Below are 26,626 nucleotides of genomic sequence, written 5' to 3' on the forward strand. Positions count from 1 at the left end.
AGACAACGGGAGGAAAAACACAATGGAACGCAGGACATTTCTCACCACCGCCGCCATCGGCGCGGCCACCGCCGCCACCGGCGTCTCGCTGCCCGCCATGGCGCAGGGTAAGAAGGCGGTGATCGGCGTCTCGATCCCCTCCGCCACCCATGGCTTCATGGGCGGGCTGAACTGGCACGCGCAGGACACCATCAAGCGGCTGAAGGCGACCTATACGAACCTTGAGTTCGTGCTCGCCACCGCCGGCGCGGTCGGCAAGCAGGTCAACGACATCGAGGACATGGTGGCGACCCGCAACATCGACGCGCTTGTCGTTCTGCCCTTCGAATCCGAGCCGCTGACCAGCCCGGTCAAGGCGGTGAAGGACGCCGGCAAATGGGTGACGGTGGTCGATCGCGGCCTTTCCCAGGCCGGCATCGAGGACCTCTATGTCGCCGGCGACAACACCGCCTTCGGCCGCGTCTCGGGCGAGTATTTCAAGGCCAACCTCAAGCCCGGCGCCAAGATCGTGGTGCTGCGCGGTATCCCCACCACGCTCGACAATGAGCGGGTCGAGGCCTTCCAGGCCGCCATTGCCGGCTCGGGGATCGAGATCCTCGACATGCAGCACGGCAACTGGAACCGGGACAAGGCGTTCTCGGTGATGCAGGACTACCTGTCCAAGCACAAGCAGATCGACGCGGTATGGGCGGCCGATGACGACATGGCGATCGGCGTCATGGAGGCCATCGCCCAGTCCGGCCGGCAGAAGGAGATGTGGATCGTCGGCGGCGCCGGCATGAAGCAGATCATCAAGCGGGTGATGGACAAGGACCCGCAGATTCCGGTCGACGTGTCCTACCCCCCGGCGCTGATCTCCACCGCGCTCGAGGTCACGGCGCTGAACTTCGTCTCCGCCACGCCGGTCTATGGCCGCTTCATCATCGGCTCGACGCTGATCACGGCCGAGAACGCGGCGCAGTTCTACTTCCCCGACAGCCCGTTCTGAGGGCGACACCCACCGCTCGATCCGGAGGGGGCCGCGCGCCCCCTCCCCCGGCCGACATCATGCTAGTCTCGCGGCATGATCGAGTTTGACGGCGACGCGCTCGCCCTCGCCCCCCGGCTGATCGGGATGACGTTGCTGGTCGACGGGGTCGGCGGCCTCATCGTCGAGACCGAGGCCTATCTGCGCGGCGACCCCGCCTCGCACAGCTTTCCCGGCCCCACGCCGCGCAACGCGGCGATGTTCGGCCCGCCCTTCCATGCCTATGTCTACCGCTCCTACGGCCTGCACTGGTGCTTCAACGTCGTGGCGCAGGACCAAGGCGCGGTGCTGATCCGGGCGCTGGCGCCGCTGGCCGGGCTTGAGCGCATGGCGGCCCGCCGTGGCGGGACGACCGGGCTGTGCACCGGACCCGGACGGCTGACACAGGCGCTCGCCATAACAGGCGCCCTCGATGGCGCCCCGCTCGACCGGCCGCCCTTCGACTGGCGCGAGCGCGAAGGCACGCCCGATATCGTCAACGGGCCGCGCATCGGCATCACCAAGGCGATGGACGAACCCTGGCGCTTCGGGCTGCGCGGCTCGCCCTTTCTCAGCCGGCGCTTCGCCTGACCCTCGCCGAATACCCCTGGCCGGTAGCCGGCGAAGCGCGGCGACCGGCGCAGACTAATCCGCGCCGTGAATGCGCCCTCGCCGGCAACGAAACCCCTCCCCTGCGGTTAATGACGCAATGGCCGATCACCGATCGCACGCCGAGGGAGCGCAGACATATGGCACGCAAGAGCAAGGGGGCCGCAGGGGCAACCGCTCGGATTCACGACCAGACGCTGACGCGCGGCAATGGCGACGAGCTGCACCAGTTCGCGCAGGGCGACATGCCTGTCATGACCACCGCCCAAGGCGGCCCGGTCGCGGACGACCAGAACACGCTGAAGGTGGGCGCGCGCGGTCCGGCGCTGATCGAGGACTTCCACTTCCGCGAGAAGATGTTCCATTTCGACCATGAGCGCATTCCCGAGCGCGTGGTGCATGCGCGCGGCTATGGCGCCCATGGCTATTTCGAGACCTATGAATCGCTGGCCGAATACACCCGCGCCGACCTGTTCCAGCGCCCGGGCGAGAAGACCCCCGCCTTCGTGCGCTTCTCGACCGTGGCAGGCTCCAAGGGCTCGTTCGACCTCGCTCGCGACGTGCGCGGCTTCGCGGTGAAGATCTACACGCAGGAAGGCAATTGGGACCTCGTCGGCAACAACATCCCGGTGTTCTTCATCCAGGACGCGATCAAGTTCCCCGATATCATCCACGCGGTGAAGCCGGAACCGGACCGCGCCTATCCGCAGGCGCAGTCGGCGCATGACAATTTCTGGGACTTCATCTCGCTGACCCCGGAATCCATGCACATGATCATGTGGGTGATGTCGGACCGGGCGATCCCGCGCTCCTTCCGTTTCATGGAAGGCTTCGGCGTCCACACCTTCCGGCTCGTGAACGCGAAGGACGAATCCACCTTCATCAAGTTCATCTGGAAGCCCAAGCTCGGCCTGCAATCGGTGGTGTGGAACGAGGCGGTGAAGATCAACGGCGCCGACCCCGATTTCCATCGCCGCGATCTTTGGGAGGCGATCCAGTCCGGCGATTTCCCGGAATGGGAATTGTGCGTGCAGCTGTTCGACCAGGATTTCGCCGACAGCTTCGATTTCGACGTTCTCGATCCGACCAAGCTGATCCCGGAAGAGATCATCAAGCCGGTGCCGGTCGGCCGGCTGGTGCTGGACCGGATGCCGGACAATTTCTTCGCCGAGACCGAGCAGGTGGCGTTCATGACGCAGAACGTGCCGCCGGGCATCGACTTCTCCAACGACCCGCTGCTGCAGGGGCGCAACTTCTCCTATCTCGACACCCAACTGAAGCGCCTCGGCAGCCCGAACTTCACCCATATCCCGATCAACGCGCCGAAATGCCCCTTCGCGCATTTCCAGCAGGACGGGCACATGGCGATGCGCAACCCGGTGGGGCGCACCAACTACCAGCCCAATTCGCGCGGCGAGGGCCCGCGTCCCGACCCCGTGCGCGGCTTCCGCTCCTTCGCCGAGGAGATCGACGCGCCGAAGGTGCGGCTGCGGCCGGAGAGCTTCGCCGACCATTACAGCCAGGCGCGGCAGTTCTTCAACAGCCAGACCGGGCCGGAGCAGACGCACATCGCCATGGCGCTAACCTTCGAGCTGAGCAAGGTGGAGGATGTGATCATCCGCGAGCGGATGGTGGCGCATCTGCTCAACATCGACGAGGCGCTGGGCGCGACGGTGGCCGACAAGCTCGGCATCGACACGCTGCCCAAGCCCGCCGACGCGGCCGTGACCCCGCGCGACGACCTCCCCGCCTCGCCGGCGCTCAGCATCATCCAGAACGGGCCGAAGAGCTTCAAAGGCCGCAAGGTCGGCGTGCTGGTCAGCAATGGCTGCGACGGCACGCTGCTGACGGCGCTGCAGGCCGCGCTGGCGGCGGAAGGCGCGACGATGGAGCTGGTGGCGCCGAAGGTCGGCGGCGTGGAGACCGCCGACGGTACCAAGCTTCCCGCCCACCACATGATCGATGGCGGCCCCTCGGTGCTGTTCGACGCGGTGGCGCTGCTTTTGTCGGAAGAGGGCGCCGAGCGGCTCACCGGCGAGGCAGCGGCGCGCGACTTCGTGGCGGACGCCTTCGCCCATTGCAAGTTCATCGGCTTCACCGCCGCCGCCCTGCCGCTGATGGCCAAGGCAGGCGTCGCCCCCGATGCCGATGAGGGACTGATCGCGCTGGAGGAGGACGCCTCGGTGGACGCCTTCATCGAGAGCTGCCGCACACTGCGCCTGTGGGCGCGGGAAGCGGCCGTGAAGCTCTGACGCCACGGCGGGGCGGCACATACCGGCGCCGCCCCGCCTTTTGCACGCACCGCGCCAGATGAAGATCGCCACCTTCAACGTCAACGGCATCAATGGCCGGCTCGCCGTGCTGCTGCGCTGGCTGGAGGAGGCCCGCCCGGATGTGGTGTGCCTGCAGGAGCTGAAGGCGCCGGATGCGCGCTTTCCCATCCGCGCCATCGAACAGGCCGGCTATGGCGCTGTGTGGCACGGCCAGAAGAGCTGGAACGGCGTCGCCATCCTCGCCCGCGGGCGCGAACCGATCGAAACAAGGCGGGGACTGCCGGGCGATCCCGAGGACGAACAGGCCCGCTATATAGAGGCGGCGGTCGAGGGGCTGCTGATCGGCTGCCTGTATCTGCCGAACGGTAACCCCGCGCCGGGGGCGAAGTTCGACGCCAAGCTGCGCTGGTTCACGCGGCTGACGGCGCATGCGGCCGAGCTGCGGGCGCTCGACGTGCCGGTTATCCTCGCTGGCGACTACAATGTGATGCCGACCGACCGCGACGTGTATAAGCCCGAGCGCTGGGTGGACGACGCGCTGTTCCGGCCGGAGGTGCGCGCGGCCTTCCACGCTCACCGCACAGGGCTGGACCGACGCGCTGCGCGCGCTGCACCCCGATGCGCGCCTCTACACCTTCTGGGACTATCTTCGGAACGCCTTCGGACGCGATGCCGGGCTGCGGCTCGACCATCTCCTGCTGAGCCCCACGCTGACGCCGCGACTCGCGGCCGCCGGGGTCGACCGCGCCGTGCGCGGCTGGGAGAAGGCGAGCGACCACGCCCCGGCCTGGATCGAGCTTACCCCCATGCGCCCGGCGCGGCGGCGCGGCGGCGCAAGAGCGCCGGCTAGCTATTTCAGCCCGTCGAGATGGCTGCGGATATGCGCGGCCTCGGCTGAGGTGGTGGCAAGGCTGATCGCGGTCATGAAGCCCTCGCGCGCCTCCCTTGTCCGGCCGAGCTGCATCAGCAGCGCCCCGCGCAGGCCGTGATAGTGGAAATAGCCGGCCAGCCGGTCGCCCAGCGGCTCCACCATGGCCAGCGCCGCCTCCGGCCCGCGCAGCTTGGAAATCGCCACCGCGCGGTTGAGCGTCACCACCGGCGAGGGCTGCAGGATCTCCAGCGTGCCATAGAGCAGGTCGATCTGCGCCCAGTCGGTCTCGTCAGGTGTTTCCGCCCGCGCATGCAGCGCCGCGATCGCCGCCTGCACCTGATAGGCGCCGGGCTGGCGGTGGCGCATCGCCTTGTCGAGCAGCGCCAGCCCCTCGCCGATCATCGCCCGGTTCCATAGGGCGCGGTCCTGTTTGTCGAGCAGGATCACCGCACCCTCGGCATCGAAGCGGGCAGAGGTGCGGGCGTGCTGCAGCAGCATGAGGGCGCAAAGACCCATGATCTCCGGCTCGGCCGGAAACAGGCGCAGCAGCAGCCGGGTGAGGCGGATCGCCTCCTCGCACAGCGGCTCGCGGGCGGCGGCCTGGTCGCCGGCGGCGGAATAGCCCTCATTGAAGACGAGGTAGAGCATCGCGGCGACCGCGCCGAGCCGTTCCGCCCGCTCCACCGGCCCCGGTGGCTCGAACGGCACCCCGCCCTCCCCGCTTTGCGCTCGGGCGATGCGGGCCTTGGCCCGGGTGAGGCGCTGTTCCATCGCCGCCTCGCTGACCAGAAAGGCGCGGGCGATCTGGCCAACGGAAAGCCCGGAGACGATGCGCAAAGCGAGCGCGATCTGCTGCGTTGATGGCAGCTCGGGATGGCAGCAGATGAACAGCAGGCGCAGCACGTCGTCGCGGTAATGCGCGCCATCCATCCGCGCGGCGACCTCCGTCTCGGCGTCCTCGGTGTCGGAAAAGACTTCCTCGGGCGGAAGTTCGCTCTGCCGGGCGCGCCGACGCACCGTGTCGAGGGCCACGTTCCGCCCGACAAAGATCAGCCAAGCGGCGGGGTCGCGCGGCGGTCCGTTCTGCGGCCAGCTCTTAAGCGCCCGCAGGCACGCTTCCTGGAAGGCTTCCTCGGCAAGGTCGAGATCGCGGAAATAGCGCAGCAGCGCCGCGAGAGCCTGAGGGCGCGCCGCCGTGAGCGTGGTGCCGATCGTGCGCGCCTCATCCATCAGGGTCGTGCGCCGCCGTCGACGAACAGCCCGACCGGACGCACCTCATAGCAGCCGCCGGGATTGGCGGCGCCGAGCTCGCGGGCGATGCCGAGCGCCTCTTCAAGGTCGGCGCAGTCAAGAATGTAGAAGCCGAGCAGCTGCTCCTTGGTCTCGGCGAACGGACCATCCAGCACCAGAGGCGGGTCCTGGTCCTTGCGCAGCGTGGTGGCGGCGGTGGTGGGCAGAAGGCGCGCCGCCGGGCCGAGCTTGCCGGCGGCCGCAAGCCGCTCATGGACGATGCCGAGCCGCGCCATCACGGCGTCGTCCTCTTCCTTGGTCCAGGCGCAGACGACGTCTTCCTGATGATAGCAAAGCAGGGCGTAGAACATGGGGCACCTTTCGTGAGGCAGGGATCAGCCGCCGCTGATCGCGGTGATGACGAAGACATCCGCCCCGGGGGCGAGCGGGGTGGTGAGACGGGCGCGGCGCCCTCCGACGAAGACGTTGATATGGCGCCTTATCGCTGGCGTCTCGTCGCAGATGCGCTCGCGCATGCCGGGCCAGAGCGCGTCGAGCCCGTCGACCATCTCGGCGACGCTGGCAGCTTCCAGCGGCACGAGCCGGTCGGCGCCGGGAAACAGCACCACGAGATGCGGCGGCAGGTGCACGAGCACGGGGGCGGGCGCCGCCTCCGAAGCCGTCCCCGGCCCTTGCGCGCCCATCGCCTTCACCGCTCCAGCACCAGCGTTTCGACCGAGGTGATGGTCGGCAGATGCGGGGCGAGACAGTCCCAGGTCGCGCCCTCGTCATTGCTGGCATAGAGCCCGCCGGCATTGCTGCCGAAATACACCCCGGCCGGCTCCAGCGTGTCGGTCGCCATTGCCTGGCGCAGCGCGTTGAAATAGGCGCCGCCCTGCGGCAGGCCGGTACGCTGCGCCTGCCAGCTGGCGCCGGCATCGCCCGTGCGCCACACGGCGGCGTTGCCCTCCGGCATGAACCGCCCCTTGATGTCGCCGTTCAGCGGGATGAGATAGAGCCCATCCGGGTCGCGCGGATGCACCGCCGCCGGGAAGCCGAAGGAGGAGGGCAGGCCTTTCTCGATGCTCTCCCAGCTGCGGCCGCCATCGTCGGAGCGGTACATGCCGCAATGGTTCTGCTGGTACAGCCGCCCGCGCCCGCCCGGCGCCATGACGAGGCAGTGCACGCACTGGCCGAATTCGGGATAGTTCTGCCCCTCCGGCATGAAGTCGGCGCGGGTGCCCCGGTTGCGGGCCTCCCAGGTGAGCCCGCCATCCTCGCTGGCGAACACGCCGGCGGCTGAGATGCCGACCCAGATCTTCTTCGGATCGGCGGGGTCCAGCACCAGCGAGTGCAGGATCAGACCGGCACCACCGGGGCTCCATTCCGGCCGGCTCGGGTGCTTCTGAAGGCCGTCGAGATGCGTCCAGCTCTCCCCGCCATCGGTGCTGCGGAAGAGGCCCGCCGGCTCGACCCCGGCATAGAGCGTGCCGTCGCCAGCTACCGCCAGGCTCCAGACGGACTTCACCGGGTCCTGCCCGGCCTCATAAGCGAGGCCCTGGCTCGAATGGGTCCAGCTGGCGCCGAGATCGGTCGATTTCCACACCGCCGGGCCGAACCATTCATTGCCGCCGCCGGCATAGAGCGTGCCGCTGGCGGGATCGGCGACCACATGATTGGTCGGCCAGGTCTCGCAGAACGGGCCGCGCAGCTGCCAGGAGCGCCGCGCCGCGTCGCTCTCCAGCACAAAGGCGCCCTTGCGGGTGCCGACAAGGACAAAAACCTGCCGTGCCATTGCCCCCTCCCCTCAACTCGCCACGACCACGACCAGCCAGGACACACCGAAACGGTCGACCAGCGAGCCGAAGGCGGGGGCGAAGAAGGTGGGGCCGAGCGGCATAGTCACCTGCCCGCCCTCCACCAGGGCGGCGAACCGCGTCTCGGCCTCTTCCTTTGTCGCGACCGACAGCGCCAGCGAGACGCCGGCAAAGCCCGCCGCGTCCGACTGGCAGCCATCGGAGGCCATCAGCTCGGCCTCGCCGACGCGGAAGCTGGCATGCATCACCTTGTCGTCCCAGCCCTCCGGTATCATGCCCGGCGGCGGCGGCTCGGGCGCCTCGCCAAAGCGCATCAGCGCCGTCACCTGCGCCCCGATCGCCTGGGTGTAGAACGCCAGCGCCTCCTCGGTGCGCCCGTTGAACATCAGATAGGCCTGCACGTTCATTGCGGTTCTCCCTCTGGCCCGCCTCGACGAACCAAGGACGAAGGGCGGGGCGCGGAACCGACAGCGCCACGGAAAAAAGATGCGGGGCGTGTCGGGGCCGGTGAAGGCCGTTCGTCCTTCGGGCACGATCCACCCATCAGGAGGCTCACCCGCCATGCCCAGCACGATACGCCTGCACCGCGTCCTCGCAACCAGCCCGGACAAGCTCTACCGCGCCTTCACGGAGGCGGACGCGTTGGCGAAATGGATTCCGCCGAACGGCTTCACCTGCACCGTGCATCATCTCGACGCCCGCGTCGGCGGCTCCTTCCGCATGGCGTTCCGCAACTTTACCACCGGCGCCAGCCATGCCTTCGGCGGCACCTATCAGGAGCTGAGCCCCGGCCGCAGCCTGCGCTATACCGACCGCTTCGACGACCCCGCGCTTCCCGGCGAGATGCAGGTGAGCGTGAGCTTGCGCGAGGTGTCGGTTGGCACCGAGCTGGAGGTCGTGCAGGCGGGCATCCCCGACGCCATCCCGCCCCAGGCCTGCACTCTCGGCTGGCAGCAGTCGCTGGAAAACCTCGCGCGGCTGGTCGAGCCGGAAATCCCCGGTTAGCGACGCCGGCGGCGAGGGATCGCCGGCCTACCAGCGCGCCAGGCGTGGGGCGAGAACAGCGCCGGCCACCGCGAGGCCGGCAATGGCCAGGCTGTACCAGGTGGCAACAAAAAGCGGGGAATCGTCCGGGCAATGCGCGGCATAGAAGGCGCCCGCCATTCCCCCGGCCAGCAGCCCGGCCACCGCCCCGGCCAAAGCCGGGCGCGTGGGCGCGCCATGGCGCAGCACCGCCAGGAACACCACCAGCGGCGCGGCGCCGATCAGCGGTATGAAGGTGAGGCAGACCCGGGCATTGACCCCGATCAGCCGTTCCGCCCAGTCGGACGAGGGAACCGCCAGCAGTTCCAGCCCCACGGCGGCGATCAGCAGCAGCGGCCCGGTCAGCAGCCAGCCGAGCGGCGCGCGCGCCGCCTCGCCCGGCCGCACCAGCCGGCGCAGCAGGACGAACGCGCTGGCGGCCAAGGCGAGCGTCACCACGAATTTGAACACGAAGCGCGCCGTCTCCAGCGAGGCCAGCGCATCGGGGCGCGGACCGAGGGCGAGCGCGAACACCGCACCCGCCAGCACAAGCGCGAGCCCCATCGCCACGCGCCAGGCGGTGCCCAGCGGCAGTGCCTGGCGGCGTGTATCGGCGGCCATCGCCCGGATGAGGTCTTGCGTGTTCATGTCACTCGCGTCCAAATCGCCGCGCGATCGCGGCCAGTCCCCGGTGCAGCGCCACCCGCACCGCCGTCTCCGTCATCTCGAATTTCCGCGCGGTCTCCTCGACAGAGCGGCCGTCGACCGAAATCGCCGCCACCACCGAGCGTTGCGTGGGGGCGAGGCCCTCCAGTGCCCGGCCGATGTCGCGCTCGCTCACGGTCTCGACCTCGGGCTGGGCAAAGGTCTCGGCAATGTCGTCGACGTCGATTTCCACCCGCCGGCCGCGCCGGCGGAAGGCGTCGATCAGCTTGAAGCGCGCAATGGCATAGACCCAGGGCAGCACGGGCGCCTCGGGCAGCCATGTATGGCGCTTCAGATGGATCGCCAGCAGCACCTCCTGCACCACATCTTCCGCATCGACCCCGCCATGGGTGATCTTGCCGCGCGCATAGGCACGGACAAGGCCCGCAACACGGTCGAGAAACGCTGAATAGCAGCGCTCATCGCCCGCAATGGCGGCGCGGAGCAGATCGGCAAGTTCGCGCTCGTTCTTGCCGGTCAACGCCGGTCTCTCCTTTTCGCGCGCCCGGGCCGCCTTGTTACGGGAGGGCGGAAATAATCTCCAACCGCTACGCCTACCTCATCACGAATTCGTGTCGAAGAGGAGCGTAACACCGGCGCCCCTTGTCTCGAATGGACCGATGCAGGGTCAAGCACGGCCCGCCGCACCGTTCAACAGGAGACGACCATGAACCGCCCGACCCTCGCTCTCGCCCTTGCCGGCTCGCTCGCCACCGCCCTTGCCGGCGCCGCCTTCGCCGCCCCGCTGTCGCCGGAAAAGATGGTCGGCAACGAGAAGTGCTACGGCGTCGCCCTGAAGGGCCAGAATGACTGCGCCGCGGGCGCCGGCACCACCTGCGCCGGCACCTCGACCATGGACTACCAGGGCAATGCCTGGAAGGCGGTTCCCAAGGGCACCTGCGTGACCATGAAGGGCGGCATGCATATGGGCTCGCTGACCCCGATCAAGAGCTGAGCCGACCCGGGAGGCCCGCGCCGCGGGCCTCCTCCTCCCGTGATCGCCCCGTCCACCAGCCGCGAGACACGACGATGAACGCTGTCGCCTGCGAGGACTTTCACGCCCGCGAAGGCTATCCGACCCTCAAAGGCCTGCCCGCCCGCGCCGGGCTCGGGCTCAAGCCCGAGCACTACAGCCATGTGCTGGAGGCCCGGCCGGATGTCGGCTTCTTCGAGGTCCATGCCGAGAACTACATGGGCGCCGGCGGACCGCCGCACCATTATCTGGAAGCGGTGGCCGGCCTCTACCCGCTCTCGCTGCACGGCGTCGGCCTCTCCATCGGCGCGGCGGGCCCGCTCGACACGGCGCATCTGCGCCGGCTGCGCGACCTGATCGACCGCTACCGGCCGCAGAGCTTTTCCGAACACCTCGCCTGGTCGACGCACGACACCGGCTTTCTCAACGACCTGCTGCCGCTGCCCTACACGCCGGAAACGCTGGCGCGGGTGAGCCAGCATGTCGACGAGGCGCAGCAGGCGATCGGGCGGCAGCTGCTGCTGGAGAACCCGTCGACCTATCTGCTGTTCGCCGAGAGCACGATCGACGAAATCGATTTTCTGGAGGCGGTGGCCGCCCGCACCGGCTGCGGCCTGCTGCTCGACGTCAACAATGTGATGGTGTCCTGCGTCAATCACCGACTGGACCCGGCGGCCTATATCGACCGCTTCCCGGTCGAGCGCGTCGGCGAGATTCACCTCGCCGGCTATGACGAGACCGTGGACGGTGCCGGCGACCGGCTGCTGATCGACGCCCATGGCTCGCCGGTCAAGACCGACGTCATGGCGCTGTACGACCTCACGCTGGCCCGCACCGGGCCGGTGCCGACGCTGATCGAATGGGACAATGACGTGCCGGCCTTTCCCACGCTGCACGCCGAAGCGGTGCGCGTCGACGCGCTGATCGCCTCGCAAGCGGCGCGGCGCAATGTGCTGAAACGGGCGGGCTGAGCCATGGACTTCGCCACAGGCCAGCATGCCTTCGCGCAGGCGCTGCTTCATGCCGACGCCCCCCTGCCCGTGGGCCTGACGGGCGCAAGCGGCACCGCCGACGCCGCACGCTTCGCGGTCTATCGCAACAATGTCCATGTCGGGCTGACCCGGGCGCTGGCGCAGCGCTTCGGTGTGACGGAACAGCTGGTGGGCGCGGAGTTCTTCGCCGGCATGGCGCGGGCCTATGCGCAGGACCGCAAGCCATCCTCGCCGCTGATCATCAACTATGGCGACGATTTTCCCGATTTCATTGCCGGCTTCGGCCCGGCGCAGGCGCTGCCCTATCTCCCCGATGTCGCCCGGCTGGAGGCAGCCTGGACGCAGGCCTATCACGCGGCGGATGCGACCCCGCTCGCCCTTGCCCGGCTCGCCAGCCTCGCCCCGGAGGCACTGGCAGGGCTCGTTCTGTTTCCGCATCCTTCCGCGACGCTGCTGCGCTCGCCCCATCCGGTCGGGGCGATCTGGGCGGCGCATCAGGGCACGGAGCTCGCCGACATCGAGGCATGGCAGCCCGAGACCGTGCTGGTCGTGCGGCCGGAGATGGCGGTGAACGTCCATGTCCTGCCGGCACAGGACGGGCTGTTCGCCGCCCGGCTGTTTGCCGGCGGCACGCTCGGCGCGGCGGCGGAGGCCGCGCTCACCGAGCAACCCACCTTCGATTTCGGCGCCGCATTGGTCGGCCTTCTCAGCCTCGGCGCCTTTGCCGACATTCACCATGGGGACGTGCCATGACGATCGAGACTCGTGTCCTGCCGCAGCGCCGGCCGCTCCCGCTTCTCGCGCCCATCGCGCGGGCGGAGGGACTGCTGGCGTCGATCCCGTCCGCTTTGCCGCTCCTGGGCCTGCGCGTCGCGCTGGCGGTGCCGTTCTTCCTGTCGGGCCTGACCAAATGGGATGGCTTCCTCACCCTGTCGGCCGGGGCGCATTTCCTGTTCGAGGAAGAGTTCCGGCTGCACCTGTTCGGCGGCAGCTATGCCTATCCCTTCCCCACCCTGATGGCGGCGGCGGCGGGAACCGGCGAGATCGTGCTGCCGCTGATGCTGCTGTTCGGCCTCGGCACCCGTTTCGCCGCGCTCGGCCTGCTGGTCATGACCGCCATCATCCAGCTCACCATTCCCGAGGGCTGGGCGAATTTCCATCTGCCCTGGGCCGCTATGGCGTTCGCGCTGGTGGTGTTCGGCGGCGGCCCGCTCGGGGTGGAAGGGCTGTGGCGGCGGTCGTCCCCGTCACAACCTTGAGATCGCCACCGGTCAGCTGAACTGGGTCAGCGTGTCGAGGTCTTCCTGGCTGAGGTCGAGCGCCGCGAAGTCGCTCGGCGAATAGCGGCGCTCCGAGCGCGCCGCTACCGAGCGGCAGGCCTCGGCCTCGTCGCGAATGGCGGCGAGCAGGCGCTCGATGGTCGCCGCGTTGTGGCCGGCGCCGAATTCGCAGCGAATGACCAGGGCGCCGCCCTCCTGCCAGCAATTGAAGGCGAGGCGGTGCGGACGCGCCGCCTGCGCCGCCCGCTCGCGGCCGGCGCCCAGCCGCACCAGAGCGAGGCCGGCATGGCCGAAGCGGCTGATGTCGCCGAGAAAGTTGAACGACACAAGCGGCCGCGCCCCGGTCAGCGGCACGGCGGCGGTGCGCAGCAGGCCGTAGCCCATGGAGCGCCCCGCTGCGGCCCGCGCCAGATCCTTGACCGCCAGCAGCCAGCCCGGCAGGTCGCTCGCCTGCCCCGGCAGCGCCAGTGGATAGCGAGTGGTGAACCAGCCAATGGTGCGCGACAGGTCGATGGCGGCATCGCCCGGCTCGCGGCCATGGCCTTCCAGCTCGATCTGGAGCGCTCCCCCCGTCCACTGCACCAGCGGGCGGGCGATGAGGGCGAGCGCGCTCTCCTGCGGCTGGTGGCCGAAGCGCTCGGTAAGATCGGCCAGCAGCGGCTGGCACAGCGCCGCCTCCAGCCGCAGATCGCGGGTCTGCGCCGCGCCCTCAACGTCCGGCGCGTCCGGGTGATCGAGCGGAACAGCGGTGGGTGCCTGCGCCACCTGCTGCCAATAGGGGCGATCGGCCTCGAAGGCCGCCCCCATCCCCGCCTGGTGGCGGCACCACCATGACCAGGAGGTAGGCGGCGCCAGGGCCGGCTGCGGCGGGTCGGACAGCGCCTTGGCGAGATCGTCGGCGAGGATCGCCCAGGACACCATGTCGAAGACGAGGTGGTGCACGGCGAGGACGAGATGCAGCACCGCGCCGGCCTCGATCATGCCGGCGGCGAACGGGCGGCCCGCCATGGGGTCGAGCATCGCCACCAGCCGGTCGGCCATCGCGTCCTCGGTCGGCGACACATCCCGCCCGACCGGCACCCGCTCGCGCAGCAGAGCGGGCAGGGTCGCCGCGCCCTCGACCTGCTGGAGCGGCGGCGGCCCCTCCTGCAGGCGCACGCGCAGCCCGTCATGGCGCTGCATCGCGCCGGCCAGCGCCGCCTCGACCGCCTCGGCCTTTGTGCCGGGGGGCAGGTCGAACACGGCGGTGAGCGCCCAGTGCCGGCGGTCGGGCATGGCGAGCCCCATGAACCAGTCCTGGATCGGCGTCAGCGGCACCGGCTCCGTGACCGGCCCGCGCTCCTCCGCCGCGCCGGACGACGCCGGCTTGATGAGCGCGGCCAGCGCGCGCGGCGTCGGCGCGGTGAAGATCTGCGCGGGGGAGAGTAGCCAGCCCGCCGCCCGGGCCTTGCCGGCCAGTTGGATGGCCATGATCGAATCGCCGCCCAGCGCGAAGAAATCATCGTCCGGGCCGATGGCGTCCGCCGCGCCGAGCGAGGCGAAAAGCTCCCGCCACAGCGCCAGAACGGTGGCGAGCGGGTCCTGCGCGTCAGCGGGCGCGGCGGGCGCGACGCTTTCGCGCGGTGGCGGCGCGGCGAACAGCGCCCGCAGCGCCGCCCGGTCGACCTTGCCATTGGCGGTGAGCGGCAGCGTCTCAAGGAGGAGCAGGCGTGACAGGCGCTGCGCCTCCGGCAACGCCTCGGCGAGCAGGGCACCGAGGCTCTGCGCGCTTTCCCCCGGCGCCACCGCCGCGCCGACAAGACGCACCGTGCCGTCTTCTTCGCGCAGCGCCAGCACGGCGGCATCGCGCACCCCGGGGCAGGCGCGCAGCTGCGCCGCCACCCCATTGGGATCGACCCGGTGGCCACGGATCTTTACCATGTCGTCCTTGCGACCGAGAAAACGGATCAGCCCGTCTTCATCCCGGCTGCCGAGATCGCCGGTGAGGTAGGCGCTCGCCCCGTCGGCCAGCCGAACGAAGCCGGCGGCAGTGGGTTCGGTATCTGCGGTCGGCGCGGCATCGGCCGGCTCCACATAGCCCAGCGCCACGCCCGCCCCGCTCACCCGGATTTCGCCGGTCTCACCTGGCGCCAGCACGGCGCCCTCCCCGTCGACGATGTCGATCCGCGCGTCGCCGAGCGGAGAACCCACCGGCACGCGGTCCGACGCCTGCGCGCCGGCGGCAAGCGCCGGCGTCACCTCCACCATGGTGCAGCCGATAGTGGTCTCGGTCGGGCCGTAATGGTTGAAGACGCGCAACTCCGGCCGCAGCGCCTTCAGCCTCTCGACCAGGCCGAAGGTCAGCACGTCGCCGCCTGAGATCAGCGCCTGCCGGGGCAGCAGGGCCGCCGCCTCGGGATGCGCCATCAGCGCGGCGAGATGGCTGGGGACGATCTTCAGCACGTCGGCCGGATGGTGCGCCATCCAGTCGATGAAGGCGGCAGGGTCGCGGGCGGTCGCGGCGTCCACCACGTTGAGCGTGCCGCCGGAGGCGATAGCGCCGACGACGCTGGTATAGCCGAGATCGGCGGCAAACGAGGTGGCGATGGCAAACACCTGCGGGCCCGGGAGGGCCAGCCGGTGCAGCAGCGCCTGCGCATAGGCATCGAGCCCGCCGCAGGACACCCTCACCCCCTTCGGTCGCCCGGTGGAGCCTGAGGTGAACAGGATATAGGCGAGATCGTCGGCCGTGCAGGTCGCCCGCGAGGGCGGCGCTATCTTTGCCGGATGACGGCTCCAGCCGAGCACGGGCACCGTGGCCGGCTCGCCCTCAAGGGCGCCATCCGCCACCAGCACCTTAGCACCACTTTCGGCGAGAAGCCTGGCGCGGTAATCGGCAGGATAATCCGGGTCGAGCGGGACGAAGGCCGCACCCAGATGGCTCGCCGCCGCCATAGCCACCAGCGGGCCGGCGCCGCGCGCGAGGCAGAAGGCGACGCGATCGCCGCGCCGCACGCCCTGCACCGCCAGCCGCATGGCGAGCGCGCCACTGGCGCGCGCCAGCTCCGCCCAGCTGAGCGTGCCCTCGCGGTCGACCACCGCCGGTGCCTCCGGCTGCAGCGCCGCCCAGTGCGCGACGTGATCGGCGAGGCTGGTCGGCGGCGGGGCGACAACCGGGGCCGCCTCCGGGGCCGCCTCAATGGGGGCCGTGCCGATTGTTTCCAGCAAAGCGCGGTAGCGGGCGACCCAGCCCTCGACGCGCGTGGTATCGAACAGGTCGGTGTTGAAATTGGCCTCGACCACGAGGCCCTCCTCGCTGGATTCGAGGTTCCAGTTCAGGTCCCAGCGCACGCTGCCATGGGCATTGGCGCGGATGGAAGGCGCCAGCCCGGCAAAGGGGGCCAGCTTCTCCACCCGGTCGAGGTTGAACGATACGCTCGCCAGCGGCGGGCGGGAGGGGTCGCGCCGCACGCCGCTCGCCTTGACGATGGCGGAGAGCGGATAGGCGGGGAAGGCCATCGCCTGCGCCATGGCGGCGCGGGTGGCCGTGAGCGCATCGCCCCCCAGGCCGGCAAGCCGCACCGGCACGGTGGAGATGCAATAGCCGGTCAGTCCCGGCTCCCCGACCAGCGGCTGACCGGCGGCGAAGATCGCCACCACCAGATCGTCCTGGCCGGAAAGTTCCGCCAGCAGCTGGCCATAGGCGGCAAGGCACAGGGTGAAGAGCGAGCAGTCGAGCCCCCGCGCCCGTGCCGCGAGTTCGGCGGCGAGGTCGGGCGATAGCAGCGCCCGCGCGGTGCCGCCCACATAGGTCTGCAGCGGCGGGCGCGGCCGGTCGGTGGGCAGGTCCAGCGGGGCCGGCGGGCTGGTGAAGACGGCTTGCCAATGGGTGGCCGCTTCCGCGTCGGCGGCGGCGTCGCGGGCAAAGGTGGCGAAGCGCTCATAGGCGACGGGCGCCGGCAGCGCTGCCTCAACCCCCGCCAGGCGCGCGGAGTAGAGAAGGCCCAGCTCATTGGCCAGCACCTGCAGCGACCAGCCATCGGTGACGATATGCGGCTGGATCAGCGCCAGTGCCGTCTCGGCCCCGCAGCGCAGCAGTCCTGCCCGCAGCTGCCCGGCGCGCGCCAGATCGAACGGCCGCGCCGCCGCCTGCCGCACCCAGGTGTCGACGGCGACGTCGTCGAGCAGATCGGCCTCTTCCAGCGCCACGATGGCGTGCGGCTCGATCACCGCCTCGCCGCCGCCGTCGGAAAAGCGCATCCGCAAGCTGTCATGGCGCGCCACGAGATCGGCCAGCGCCGCGTTCAGCGCCGGCGCATCGAGCGGCCCGGGTAGGCGCAGCACCAGCGACTGGTTATAGGCGGCAGCGCTTTCCGGGCTGAAGGCGGCGAGCGTCCACAGCGCCTGCTGCCCGGGGGCGGTGACGATGGTCCGAGGCGCGTCGGGCGCGGCCGGCAGCGACGCCCCGCCCATCAGCCCGACAGTGGCGAGGGCGCGGGCGCTCTCCCGCACCGCCCGCTCCACCGTGTCGAGGTCCTCCTCGCTATGAGCGGTGGAAAGGAAGCAGGTGCGCCCCTCCCAGACATAGACCCCGCGCGAGATCAGCTGGCTGTAGAACAGGTCGCTCGCCCCGGAAAAGCGCAGCACGGAGGAGAAGTGCTCCACCCGCAGCGGGCTGCCATCTTCCTCCAGCGCCGCGTTGAGCCGGTGGCACAGCGCCTGCGTGCGGGCGTTCAGCTGCTCCTGCAGCGCCGGGCCTGACGCCTCCAGATGGCCGAGCATGGCGGAGGCCGCCGCCATGGCGAGCGGGTTCTTGTTGAAGGTGCCGGCAAAGAAGGTCCGCTCGGCCTTGGGGCCGCCGGCGCCCTCCAGCGGCCAGACGCCGCCGTCGATGCCGTCGAGAAAAGCCCGTTTGCCGGAGACGACGCCGATGGGCAGGCCGCCGCCGACGATCTTGCCATAGGTGACGAGATCAGCCCGCACCCCGGCCCAGGCCTGCGCCCCGCCGGCGGCGACGCGGAAGCCGAGCAGCACCTCGTCGAAGATCAGCGCCGCGCCGGTGCGGGAGGTGAAGCCGCGCAGCCAGTGCAGGAAGTCGCGCGGCTGCAGGCCCGGGCGCCGGCTCTGCACCGGCTCGACGATAACGGCCGCCAGCCGGTCGCCCAGCGCTTCCAGCGCGCTCTGGCTGCCCTCGGGGTCGGCATAGTCCAGCACCACCACATCGGCCAGCATGCCGGGCGGGGTGCCGCTGGCGAGCGGCAGGCTGGCGCCGTCCGTGCCGGAACGCGCCAGCGTGCCGTCGAAATGGCCGTGATAGGAACCGGCGAACATCGCCACTAGTGAGCGGCCGGTGGCGTGGCGGGCGAGGCGCAGCGCGGTCATGACCGCCTCGGTGCCGGTGTTGCAGAACAGCACTCGCTCATTGCCGGTGAGCCGGGCGATGGCCGCAGCGGCCTCGCCGGCCTTCTCCGCCTGCGGGCCGAGGAACAGCCCCTGCTCGGCGATCTGCCGCTGGATCGCTTCCACCACCATGGGCGGGTTGTGGCCGAGCAGCTGCACGCCGAAGCCCATGGTGAGGTCGACATAGTCATTGCCGTCGGCATCGACGACATGGCTGCCCTGCCCCTTCACGCCGATGATCGGGTAGAGCAGCGACTTGGTCTCCGGTCGGAAGCCCGCCACCGCCCGGCTGTCGGCCAGCACCGCGCCATAGGCTTCGCGCTGGTGGCGGGAAGCGCCATGCGTGGCACCGTAGCGGGTTGCGAAATCGGTGATGAAGCTGGCCGCCTGCGGGCTCAGCGTTTCGGCCGGCGGGGCGGGAGGAGCGTCCGGCGGGGGCAGGGCTGGGCTGGACACATGGGCCTCCGTCGCCGCACCCATAGCGGCAGAGTTCGGGATGGCGGAATTCGGCGGAGTCGAAACGGCAGCGGCGGGGTCGGCGGCAGAGGTCGAGGCCTTGGCCTCCACCTCGCCCAGCACGCGCTCCAGCAGCGCCCGCGGCGTGGTGAGGGTGGTGAACAGCTCGCGGCGCGGAATCGCCACCTTCCACCGCCGCTCCAGCGTGGAGAGCGCCTCGGTGAGGGCGAGCGAATCCACCCCCAGCGTGAAGAAGCCGGCGTCGCCGGCAAGCGCGGCCTCGCTCAGCTGCAGGCTGCGGCGCAGGCTGGCGGCGATGCCGACGCGGATCTCCTCGCGGCTCGGCGCCGGGGGGGCGGTCACGACCGCCGCCGCGGGGATCGCGGGTGCGTGCAGGGCGAGCGGCGCCACCGGCCGCCGGGAGGGAGCGTCAACCCAGTGGCGTTCGCCGGCGAAGGGATAGGGCGGCAGGTGCGCACGCGGCGCGCCGCTGGCCGGCCATTCCACGTCGAGGCCGGCGACGAACAGGCGGCACAGCGCCAGCGCCAGCGTCTCGCCCGCCGCGCGGTTGCGGCGGAGGGTCGGTGTGAAGCGGACGTCACGGCCCTCGAAGCCGGGGGCGCGCTGGGCGAAGCCGACCAGCGTCGCCGCCGGGCCGATTTCCACCACGACCTGCACGCCCTCGCCCGCCATCGTCTCGAGGCAGGCGCCGAAGCGCACCGGCTGACGGATCTGCCGCCCCCAATAGGCGGGATCGCGAAGATCGGCGGAAAGGTCGCCAGTGACGTTGGAGACCAAGGGCAGGCGCGGCGCCGACAGCGCCGCGCCGCGCACCTTCGCCTCGAACGGCGCCACCACGGAATCCATCAGGTGGGAATGGAAGGCGTGACTGGTGGCGATGCGCTGGCTGCGGATGCCCTGCGCGTCGAGAGCGGCGAGCAGGGCGGCCAGCGCCTCGCTCTCCCCCGACACCACCACCTCTTCCGGCGCGTTGAGCGCGGCGATGTCGAGCCGGGCGTCGTAAGGCTCCAGCAGCGGGGCGAGGCGTTCCCGCGTCGCGAACACGGCCGCCATCTCGCCCATGCGCGGCAGCGCGCCCATCAGCGCGCCCCGCGCCGCCACCAGATCGAGCGCCGCCTCGAAGGGCAGCATGCCGGCGACGCAGGCGGCGGACCATTCGCCCAGGCTGTGGCCGGCGAGCATATCGGGCACGATGCCGAACGCCTTGAGCCGCTCGGCCAGCGCGACTTCCAGCACGAACAGCGCCGGCTGCACCTCGGCGGTGTCGGTCAACGGCTCGCCTGCCGGGTCGAACATGCGCGCGGCGAGATCGACGCCGAGCTGCACGCCGGCCGCATCCACCCTGGCGCGGAAGGCCGGGTCGGCCTCGTAAAGCTCCGCTGCCATGCCGGGCCACTGGCTGCCCTGGCCGGAAAACAGGAAGGCGATTTTCGGTCGCTCGGCCATGGCTTGGCCGGTAGCGCCCAGCGGCGGCGTCTCGCCCTCGGCAATGGCGCGCAGGCCCGCCAGCGCCTCCTCATGGGTGCGCGCCAGCAGCGCGGCGCGATGGGGAAACCGCCCGCGCCCGGCGTTCAGCGCCGCGGCGATGCCGGCCAGCGAGGCCTGCGGATCGGCGGCCAGATGATCGGCCAGCCCGGCGGCCACCCGGCGCAGGGCCTCTGCATCCGGGACGGAGAAGGCAAGGATGGCCGGCAGCGGCGTGTCGTTGGCGGCCGCCTCGACCGGCGGGGCCTGTTCGAGAATGAGATGGGCGTTGGTGCCGGAAAAGCCGAAGCTGCTCACCCCGGCCCGGCGCGTATCGCCGTCGGGCCAGTCCATCGCCCGGTCGACGACGTGCACGGGGAGTTCGTTCCAGGCGATGCGCGGATTGGGCTCAGACTGGTGCAGCGTGGCCGGCAGCCGCCCGGCTTCCAGCGCCAGCACCATCTTGATCAGGCCGGCAATGCCGGCGGCGGCCTCCAGATGGCCGATATTGGTCTTGGCCGAGCCCAGCAGCAGCGGTGCGGCGCGCCCCTCGCCATAGGCGGCGGCGAGCGCCTGCACTTCGATCGGATCGCCCAGCGGCGTGCCGGTGCCATGGCACTCGACAGCCTGCACCTCCCGCGCCGACAGGCCGGCATCGGCCAGCGCGGCGGCGATCACCGCCCGCTGGGCGACGCCATTGGGGGCGGTGAGCGCGCTGGAATGGCCGTCATGATTGATCGCGGAACCACGGATGACGGCGCGGATGGCGTCGCCGTCGCGCAGGGCGTCGGAGAGGCGCTTCAGCACCACCAGCCCGCCGCCCTCGCCGCGCACATAGCCATCGGCGCCCACGTCGAAAGTGCGGCAGGCATGGCCGGGGCCCAGCATGCCGGCGGCGGCGAGCGCGGCGGTGACATCGGCGTCGAGTGTAAGGTTCACCCCGCCGGCCAGAGCGAGGTCGCATTCGTCGCTGCGCAGCGCGCGGCAGGCCGCATGCACCGCCACCAGCGAGGAGGAGCAGGCGGTGTCGATGACGAGGGCCGGGCCGGTGGCATCGAGCCAATGGCTGATGCGCCCTGCGGCGATCGAGCCGGCATTGCCGAGAATGGCGGCGGGCGACAGCGTGTCGGTCGCCTGAAACCGGGCCTCATATTCATTGGCGCCGAGGCCGAGGAAAACCCCGGTGGCGCGCGGCCGCCGGGCGGCATCGGCATAGCCGGCATCTTCCAGCGCCTGGAAGGCCAGCATCAGCGCCAGGCGATGCTGGGGGTCCATGGCCTCGGCCTCCATTGGCCGAAGGCCGAAGAAAGCGGGATCGAAGCGCTCCACCCCCTCGATATAGCCGCCGGGCGGCAATCCTTCGCGCTCCGGCCGGTCGGCGGGAGCGGCACGGACGGCGTCGTGTCCCTCGAACAGCAGCGCGCCATAGGCGGGGGCGGAGGCGGCCTCGGCGAAACGGGCGGCAAGGCCGATGATCGCCACCGGCTGGCGCGCCCGCGCCGTCTTGGCCCGCAGCGCGTCGATGCGCCCTTCCAGCGCCAGCATCAGATCGGTGATCTGTTCGGGGTGCAGCCGGCTCAGCCGGGTCAGCAGGCCCGCGCGCCGATCCTCAGTCATGGCCACGGGCGCCTCCCTCAATCAGCGACAACAGTTCTTCCAGGTCGCCGCCGGCACCCGGCGGCGGGGCTGGTATCGAAGGCGAGGCTTGCGCCGGGCTCGCCGGTGGCACCCCGGTCAGATGCGCCACCATGGCGGCAATGGTCGGGTGGTCGAAGGCGAGGGTCTGCGGCAGGGCACGGCCGAGATGGGTGCCGAGCGCCCCGGCGAGGTCGACCGCATCGAGCGAGGTGAGGCCGAGCTCGCCGACGCCGCGATCCACCGGCACGGCGGAGGCCGGCAGGGCAAGCCGGCCCGCCAGCCAGTCGCGCAGCCAGTGCTCCAGCGCCGGCGCCTCCATCGCAAGGGCCCTTGCCGGGGCGGCCGGCTGGGGTTCTCGCGCCGCGTCGAGAGCTTCTTGCCGCGCGCTGCGCCATTCGGCGATGACGGGCAGCGCGCCCTCGCGCCAGGCCTGCCGGTTGGCGGCGCGCTGGATCTTGCCGCTGGAGGTGCGCAGCACCGCGCCGGGTTCCACCAGCACGATGCGGGAGAGCTGGAGCTCCAGTGTCTGCCACACCGCCGCGCTGATGGCGCCGAACAGCGGCGCCGGGTCGGTGCGGCGCTGGGTGCGCTCCAACTCCTGCACCAGCACCACCTGCTCCCCGCCGGCCTCGCCGACCAGACCGAAGGCCGCGCCGCCGCCCGCGCGCAGCGCCGGATGCGCGCCCTGCGCCACCCGCTCGATATCCTGCGGGTAGTGATTGGCGCCGGAGAGGATGATGAGGTCCTTGATGCGGCCGGTGACGCACAGCTCGCCGTCGATCAGCGCCCCGAGGTCGCCGGTGCGCAGATATCCGGTCGGTTCGTCCTCGTCGGCCACCCGCACGCCAAAGGTGGCGGCGCTCTCCTCCGGCCGGCGCCAATAGCCGCCCGCGATGGTGGGGCCGCCGAGCCAGATCTCGCCCACCCGGTCGGGCGGCTGGCGGCGCCCGGTCTCAGGATCGACGATGGCGACCGCCACATCCGGCAGCGGCGCGCCGCTGCCCGGGATCAGGTGGCGCCGGGATGCCGCGCCCGCCTCGGCGATGCGCCCCGCCTCTAGCGCGGCGGCATCGAGGGGAAACAGCCGGGGCGCCACGCCCACGGGGCTGGCGGTGACGGCCAGCGTCGATTCGGCCAGCCCATAGGCGGGGGCGAACGTCTCGCGGCGAAAGCCGTGCGGGCCGAAGGCGGTAATGAAATCCTCCATCACCTGCGGATCGATCGGTTCGGCCGCGTTCATCGCCATGACGAGGGAGGCGAGGTCGAGCCCGGCGCGCGCCTCGGGCGGGATGCGGCGGGCGCACAGATCATAAGCGAAGCTGGGCGCCGCCGTGTGGGTGCCGCGGAAGCGGCTGATCGCCTCCAGCCACAGCAGCGGGCGCTGCAGGAAGCTGTTCGGCGCCATCTGCACGACCGGGCAGCCGGAATACAGCGTCTGCAGCAACCCGAAGATCAGGCCGAGATCATGGAAGGCCGGCAGCCATGTCACCATGGTGCTCGCCGGCGACAGGCCCCACGCTTCTTCCATCCGCGCCATGTCGGCCATGAGATTGGCGTGGCTCACCTCAACCCCCTTGGGCAGGGCGGTGGAGCCTGACGTGTACTGGATGAAGCAGGTGGCGGTGGGGTCTACCGCGCGCAGGGGAGTGGCCTGCGCCGGATCGCTGTCGATGTCGCCGACATCCTGCCAGCGGATCGCCGCCAGCTCAGGACTATCGGCCTGCCAGAGCGCGGACTGCTCGGCCACCCCGCCGCCGGTCAGGGCAATGGCGGCGCCGCTGTCGGTGGCCACCGCCTGCAGGCGCTGGATCAGCCGGTGCCGGCGCGGCGGGTTGATCGGCACGGCGAGGCGCCCCGACCACTGACAGGCGAGGAACGCCACCAGGAAGTCGACGCAGGGCTGAAACACCAGCAGCACCGGCGCGCCGGGTGCGCTCTCGCGCTCCAGAAAGCCGGCGACGCGGGCGGCCCGCGCCGCCAGTTCCGCCGCGCCGCAGCGCTCGAACACCGCGCCATGGCTGTCGAGGAAAGTGATGGACCAGCGGTCCTCGGGGCTCTCGGCCAGCGCCGCCAGCCGGGTGGCGATGGTACCAGCGGGAAGGACAGCGTTCATAGCGTCGGCACCTGCAGCTTCAGCCAGGCATAGTGCTTCATCATCGCCTCGTAGCGCGGTGTGAAGGTGGACACGATCCGCTGCTCGATCTCCGGATGGGCGGCCAGCAGCCCGCGCAGCGTGGCGTGGTCGATGGTCAGCAGATGACAGGGCTTGCGCGTGACCACGCGGGTGAACTCCTCGGCGTTCTCCAGTGCCGCGTTTTCACCCAGCGCATCGCCGGCCTCCAACACCTCTACCGACATGAAGGTGCCGTCGGGCAGGCGCACGCTCTGCTGCGCCTCGCCTTGGGTGATGAAGATCAGCCGGTTGGCCGGCTGGCCATCCTCGATCAGCACCGTGTCGGGGCCCACCGTTTCCACCGTCATGCGGGCGAGCAGGCGTTCAAGGAACTCGGCCGGCACACCCTGCAGCAGGGGGCGCTTGCGCAGCCGGTCGAGCAGCTGCTCGCGCGGCACGGCGCCTTCCGCCCCGGCGATCACACTGCGCTGCCACAGATCGGCATAGACGCCATCGGCGTCGAGCAGCGACTGGTGGGTGCCGCTCTCCACCACCCGGCCCGCCTTCACCACATAGACGAGATCGGCTTGCTCGCACTGGGTCAGGTCATGGGTGACGGCAACCACGGTGCGCCCCTGCGTGACCTTGCGCAGCGTCTCCTCCACCGCCACGCGGCTGGCCGGATCGAGTGCCGAGGTCGCTTCGTCGAGCAGCATAATCTGCGGGTCATGCAGGATGGCGCGGGCGATGGCGATGCGCTGGCGCTGCCCGCCCGAGAGCTTGCTGCCGCCCTCGCCGACATCGGTGTCGTAGCCGTCGGGCAGGGACATGATGATGGGATGGATGTCGGCGGCCTTGGCGGCAGCCTCGACCTCGGCATCGCTGGCGTCGAGCTTGCCCATGCGGATGTTCTCCCGCACCGAGGTCTGGAACAGGATGGTCTCCTGCGGCACCAGTGAGATAAGCGAGCGCACCTGCTCCTCCCCCAGAAGGCGCATGTCGACCCCGTTCACCCGGACATGGCCGCTGCCGGGCGAGAACTGGTTCTCGATCAGCCGCAGGATGGTGGACTTGCCCGAGCCGGACGGCCCGACCACCATCACCCGTCGCGGGCACTCGATGGTCAGCGACACCTTGTCGAGCGTCGGGGCGCTGCCGTCATAGCTGAAGCTCACCTCGTCGAAGCGCAGCGAATTCACCTTGCCGCCGATGGATTCCGGCCGCTCGGGATCGGGGGCGGCGTCGGGCTTGCCGAGCAGCGCCTGCACCCGCTCCAGCCCGCCGACGCCCTGGATCAGCAGCGGCAGCTGGGCGCCGATGAAGCCGGCGGCGCCGCCGATGGTGAGCAGAAGCGTGATGAAGGCGACGATCGTGCCCGAGGACACCTCGCCCTCGACCGACTGCATGGCGCCGAGGCCGATGACCAGCAGCTGCGCCGCGCTGACGCCGAAGCTGGTCATGCGGCCCACAAGGCCGGACGAGAAATACTGGTGGTAGCTCGCCTTGAACAGCCGGCCCAGTTGCCCGGTGAAGAGCTTGGCCTGCAGCTCGCGCAGGCCGAAGATGCGGATCACCCGCTGCATCAGCAGGGTTTCCTTGACCACATGGGCGACCTTGGCGTCCTCGGCGCCGCGCTCGTAATTGTAGCGCACGGCGCGCTTGCTGAAGCCCCTCGGCAGCCAGAACGCGATCAGCAGCGAGACCAGGGTGGCGATGGCGAGCTGGGTGTCCAGCGAGAAGGCCACCACCACCGAGCCGATCAGCATCAGCCCCTTGGAGAACAGGCCGGGCACCGCCCAGATCACCGCCTTCTCCACCACGGTGATGTCGTTGGAGAAATCGGCGATGATCTCGTCGGTGTCGGAACTGGCAAGCTCGCGCGCATCCATGTTGTTGATCTTGGCGAACATGCGCGCGCGCAGGTCATTGAGGATGCGCGGGCCGAGCTTGGCCACGGTGTAGTCGAGGATCACGCCGAAGAACGACGCCGCCAGGAAGCCCCAGGTCAGATAGGCGAGATAGGTGCGGATGACCGCGACATTGCTGGGCTTGATGCCCTCGTCGAACAGCGCCTGCAGCCAGAGCGGCACATAGACGGCATAGAGAATCTGCACCGCATTGGCGAGCAGGAACCAGAACAGCAGCAGCTTGTGCCGTGCCGCCGCCTTCGCCACCCACGCCAGCAAATGGGTCGGGCCCCTCTCGGGCGTGCCGGCGCGAATGGCGTCCTGCCATTTCAGCTCCAGCGCCCCGGCGGAGATGCCGGCCACGGCCAGGCTTGCGGCGTCCACATTGCCATTGGCGCCCATCTTGCGCCCGAACTTGATGAAGCCGCGCGGCCCCTTGGACTGCAGCAGATATTCGACGAAGGCCGCCGCCCGGCGCACATCCTTCTGGTCCACATCCGGCAGCAGCAGCCGGCTCGCCAGACCGTTGAGGTCATGCGCCTCGGTGCGCGGAATCCGCACCGGCGCGGGCTTCTTGCCATCCTCGCGCGCCACTTCCAGCAGCACCGAATGCAGCAGGCCGAGCCCCAGCAGGCCCCAGGCGCCGGTAGGCATCGCCAGCTTGTAGGTGAACAGGTGATGCGCCAGCCGCCGCACCGGGTCACGCCGGGCCTCTTCCGGATTGGCGGCCATGGCGGCGGCGATGAAGCCGCTGTCCGGCTTCATCGCCAGCCGGTCGCAGGCAAGCCCGTAGAGGCGCTGCAGCTTATGCTGCACCTCATCCTCGGTCTCGTGTTTCTTGAACCAGTCGAAATGCCGGTTGGACATGG

Annotated in this window: 18 protein-coding genes and 1 pseudogene; 9 read left to right on the forward strand and 10 right to left on the reverse strand. The window is 70.4% G+C overall.

Annotated features, from left to right (window positions below):
* The first annotated feature begins 22 nt into the window (after positions 1-22).
* The 4 genes and pseudogenes from BLO63_RS17725 to xth all read left to right on the forward strand — a co-directional run.
* The gene (locus BLO63_RS17725; RefSeq protein ID WP_091443364.1) at positions 23-988 is read left to right on the forward strand and encodes an ABC transporter substrate-binding protein; all 966 of its coding nucleotides are present in this window, start codon (positions 23-25) and stop codon (positions 986-988) included.
* Between the two features lie 75 nt (positions 989-1,063).
* A complete protein-coding gene (locus BLO63_RS17730; protein WP_091443365.1) occupies positions 1,064-1,597 on the forward strand; it encodes a DNA-3-methyladenine glycosylase in 534 nt (177 codons plus the stop codon).
* Positions 1,598-1,755: 158 nt separating this feature from the next.
* Positions 1,756-3,867: a catalase gene (gene katE, locus BLO63_RS17735; RefSeq protein WP_091443368.1), complete on the forward strand. Its 2,112-nt coding sequence runs from the start codon at positions 1,756-1,758 to the stop codon at positions 3,865-3,867.
* A 58-nt stretch (positions 3,868-3,925) separates the two neighbouring features.
* A pseudogene (gene xth / locus BLO63_RS17740) lies at positions 3,926-4,691 on the forward strand (exodeoxyribonuclease III); the annotation flags it as partial.
* A gap of 47 nt (positions 4,692-4,738) precedes the next feature.
* Here the strand turns inward: xth and BLO63_RS17745 are convergent.
* From BLO63_RS17745 to BLO63_RS17765, 5 genes are read right to left on the reverse strand one after another with little or no spacing between them, the layout of a single operon-like run.
* A complete protein-coding gene (locus BLO63_RS17745) occupies positions 4,739-5,989 on the reverse strand; it encodes an RNA polymerase sigma factor (RefSeq protein WP_205409357.1) in 1,251 nt (416 codons plus the stop codon).
* Complete coding sequence (locus BLO63_RS17750; RefSeq protein ID WP_091443373.1) at positions 5,989-6,360, reverse strand: YciI family protein; 372 nt, start codon at positions 6,358-6,360, stop codon at positions 5,989-5,991. Before BLO63_RS17750 ends, BLO63_RS17745 begins: the two co-directional genes overlap by 1 nt.
* Before the next feature lie 24 nt (positions 6,361-6,384).
* The gene (locus BLO63_RS17755) at positions 6,385-6,693 is read right to left on the reverse strand and encodes a ubiquitin family protein (RefSeq protein ID WP_091443376.1); all 309 of its coding nucleotides are present in this window, start codon (positions 6,691-6,693) and stop codon (positions 6,385-6,387) included.
* Positions 6,694-6,698: 5 nt separating this feature from the next.
* On the reverse strand, positions 6,699-7,784 hold the full coding sequence (locus BLO63_RS17760) for a WD40/YVTN/BNR-like repeat-containing protein (protein ID WP_091443378.1): 1,086 nt from the start codon (positions 7,782-7,784) through the stop codon (positions 6,699-6,701).
* Between the two features lie 12 nt (positions 7,785-7,796).
* Positions 7,797-8,213 carry a VOC family protein gene (locus BLO63_RS17765; RefSeq protein ID WP_091443381.1) on the reverse strand — a complete coding sequence of 139 codons (417 nt, stop codon included), beginning with the start codon at positions 8,211-8,213 and terminating at the stop codon, positions 7,797-7,799.
* A gap of 154 nt (positions 8,214-8,367) precedes the next feature.
* On the opposite strand from BLO63_RS17765, the gene BLO63_RS17770 reads away from it, so the two are divergent.
* Complete coding sequence (locus BLO63_RS17770; RefSeq protein ID WP_091443384.1) at positions 8,368-8,811, forward strand: SRPBCC family protein; 444 nt, start codon at positions 8,368-8,370, stop codon at positions 8,809-8,811.
* A 27-nt stretch (positions 8,812-8,838) separates the two neighbouring features.
* On the opposite strand, the gene BLO63_RS17775 is transcribed toward BLO63_RS17770, so the two are convergent.
* The gene (locus BLO63_RS17775; protein ID WP_091443386.1) at positions 8,839-9,477 is read right to left on the reverse strand and encodes an NrsF family protein; all 639 of its coding nucleotides are present in this window, start codon (positions 9,475-9,477) and stop codon (positions 8,839-8,841) included.
* Position 9,478: 1 nt separating this feature from the next.
* The gene (locus BLO63_RS17780) at positions 9,479-10,015 is read right to left on the reverse strand and encodes a sigma-70 family RNA polymerase sigma factor (RefSeq protein WP_091443388.1); all 537 of its coding nucleotides are present in this window, start codon (positions 10,013-10,015) and stop codon (positions 9,479-9,481) included.
* 186 nt (positions 10,016-10,201) lie between these two features.
* Here BLO63_RS17780 and BLO63_RS17785 point away from each other — a divergent pair, with 186 nt between their 5' ends.
* The 4 genes from BLO63_RS17785 to BLO63_RS17800 all read left to right on the forward strand — a co-directional run bounded on the left by BLO63_RS17785 (position 10,202) and on the right by BLO63_RS17800 (position 12,758).
* Positions 10,202-10,489: a BufA1 family periplasmic bufferin-type metallophore gene (locus tag BLO63_RS17785; RefSeq protein ID WP_091443391.1), complete on the forward strand. Its 288-nt coding sequence runs from the start codon at positions 10,202-10,204 to the stop codon at positions 10,487-10,489.
* Between the two features lie 74 nt (positions 10,490-10,563).
* Positions 10,564-11,478 (forward strand): MNIO family bufferin maturase, encoded by a 915-nt coding sequence (gene bufB / locus BLO63_RS17790; RefSeq protein ID WP_091443394.1) that lies wholly within the window; start codon positions 10,564-10,566, stop codon positions 11,476-11,478.
* Between the two features lie 3 nt (positions 11,479-11,481).
* On the forward strand, positions 11,482-12,252 hold the full coding sequence (locus BLO63_RS17795) for an HvfC/BufC N-terminal domain-containing protein (RefSeq protein ID WP_091443396.1): 771 nt from the start codon (positions 11,482-11,484) through the stop codon (positions 12,250-12,252).
* Entirely contained in the window at positions 12,249-12,758 is a 510-nt protein-coding gene (locus BLO63_RS17800; RefSeq protein WP_091443398.1) for a DoxX family protein, read from the forward strand. The genes BLO63_RS17795 and BLO63_RS17800 overlap by 4 nt, the downstream gene beginning before the upstream one ends.
* A 12-nt stretch (positions 12,759-12,770) precedes the next feature.
* Here BLO63_RS17800 and BLO63_RS17805 read toward each other — a convergent pair whose 3' ends face one another.
* The 3 genes from BLO63_RS17805 to BLO63_RS17815 are packed head-to-tail and all read right to left on the reverse strand — an operon-like array spanning position 12,771 to position 26,624.
* Positions 12,771-21,716: a type I polyketide synthase gene (locus tag BLO63_RS17805; RefSeq protein ID WP_244517952.1), complete on the reverse strand. Its 8,946-nt coding sequence runs from the start codon at positions 21,714-21,716 to the stop codon at positions 12,771-12,773.
* Positions 21,709-23,850 carry an AMP-binding protein gene (locus BLO63_RS17810; protein ID WP_091443402.1) on the reverse strand — a complete coding sequence of 714 codons (2,142 nt, stop codon included), beginning with the start codon at positions 23,848-23,850 and terminating at the stop codon, positions 21,709-21,711. Before BLO63_RS17810 ends, BLO63_RS17805 begins: the two co-directional genes overlap by 8 nt.
* Positions 23,847-26,624: an ATP-binding cassette domain-containing protein gene (locus BLO63_RS17815; RefSeq protein WP_091443405.1), complete on the reverse strand. Its 2,778-nt coding sequence runs from the start codon at positions 26,622-26,624 to the stop codon at positions 23,847-23,849. The genes BLO63_RS17810 and BLO63_RS17815 overlap by 4 nt, the downstream gene beginning before the upstream one ends.
* Positions 26,625-26,626 lie beyond the last annotated feature (2 nt).

This window comes from Ancylobacter rudongensis (assembly GCF_900100155.1).
GTDB lineage: Bacteria > Pseudomonadota > Alphaproteobacteria > Rhizobiales > Xanthobacteraceae > Ancylobacter > Ancylobacter rudongensis.

Coding starts and splice junctions, on each gene's coding strand:
- bufB (WP_091443394.1), top strand. CDS start 10,564: ATGAACGCTGTCGCCTGCGAGGACTTTCACGCCCGCGAAGGCTATCCG.
- BLO63_RS17760 (WP_091443378.1), bottom strand. CDS start 7,784: ATGGCACGGCAGGTTTTTGTCCTTGTCGGCACCCGCAAGGGCGCCTTT.
- BLO63_RS17730 (WP_091443365.1), top strand. CDS start 1,064: ATGATCGAGTTTGACGGCGACGCGCTCGCCCTCGCCCCCCGGCTGATC.
- BLO63_RS17755 (WP_091443376.1), bottom strand. CDS start 6,693: ATGGGCGCGCAAGGGCCGGGGACGGCTTCGGAGGCGGCGCCCGCCCCC.
- BLO63_RS17795 (WP_091443396.1), top strand. CDS start 11,482: ATGGACTTCGCCACAGGCCAGCATGCCTTCGCGCAGGCGCTGCTTCAT.
- BLO63_RS17770 (WP_091443384.1), top strand. CDS start 8,368: ATGCCCAGCACGATACGCCTGCACCGCGTCCTCGCAACCAGCCCGGAC.
- BLO63_RS17765 (WP_091443381.1), bottom strand. CDS start 8,213: ATGAACGTGCAGGCCTATCTGATGTTCAACGGGCGCACCGAGGAGGCG.
- BLO63_RS17775 (WP_091443386.1), bottom strand. CDS start 9,477: ATGAACACGCAAGACCTCATCCGGGCGATGGCCGCCGATACACGCCGC.
- BLO63_RS17800 (WP_091443398.1), top strand. CDS start 12,249: ATGACGATCGAGACTCGTGTCCTGCCGCAGCGCCGGCCGCTCCCGCTT.
- BLO63_RS17745 (WP_205409357.1), bottom strand. CDS start 5,989: ATGGATGAGGCGCGCACGATCGGCACCACGCTCACGGCGGCGCGCCCT.
- BLO63_RS17785 (WP_091443391.1), top strand. CDS start 10,202: ATGAACCGCCCGACCCTCGCTCTCGCCCTTGCCGGCTCGCTCGCCACC.
- BLO63_RS17805 (WP_244517952.1), bottom strand. CDS start 21,716: ATGACTGAGGATCGGCGCGCGGGCCTGCTGACCCGGCTGAGCCGGCTG.
- BLO63_RS17815 (WP_091443405.1), bottom strand. CDS start 26,624: ATGTCCAACCGGCATTTCGACTGGTTCAAGAAACACGAGACCGAGGAT.
- BLO63_RS17810 (WP_091443402.1), bottom strand. CDS start 23,850: ATGAACGCTGTCCTTCCCGCTGGTACCATCGCCACCCGGCTGGCGGCG.
- katE (WP_091443368.1), top strand. CDS start 1,756: ATGGCACGCAAGAGCAAGGGGGCCGCAGGGGCAACCGCTCGGATTCAC.
- BLO63_RS17725 (WP_091443364.1), top strand. CDS start 23: ATGGAACGCAGGACATTTCTCACCACCGCCGCCATCGGCGCGGCCACC.
- BLO63_RS17750 (WP_091443373.1), bottom strand. CDS start 6,360: ATGTTCTACGCCCTGCTTTGCTATCATCAGGAAGACGTCGTCTGCGCC.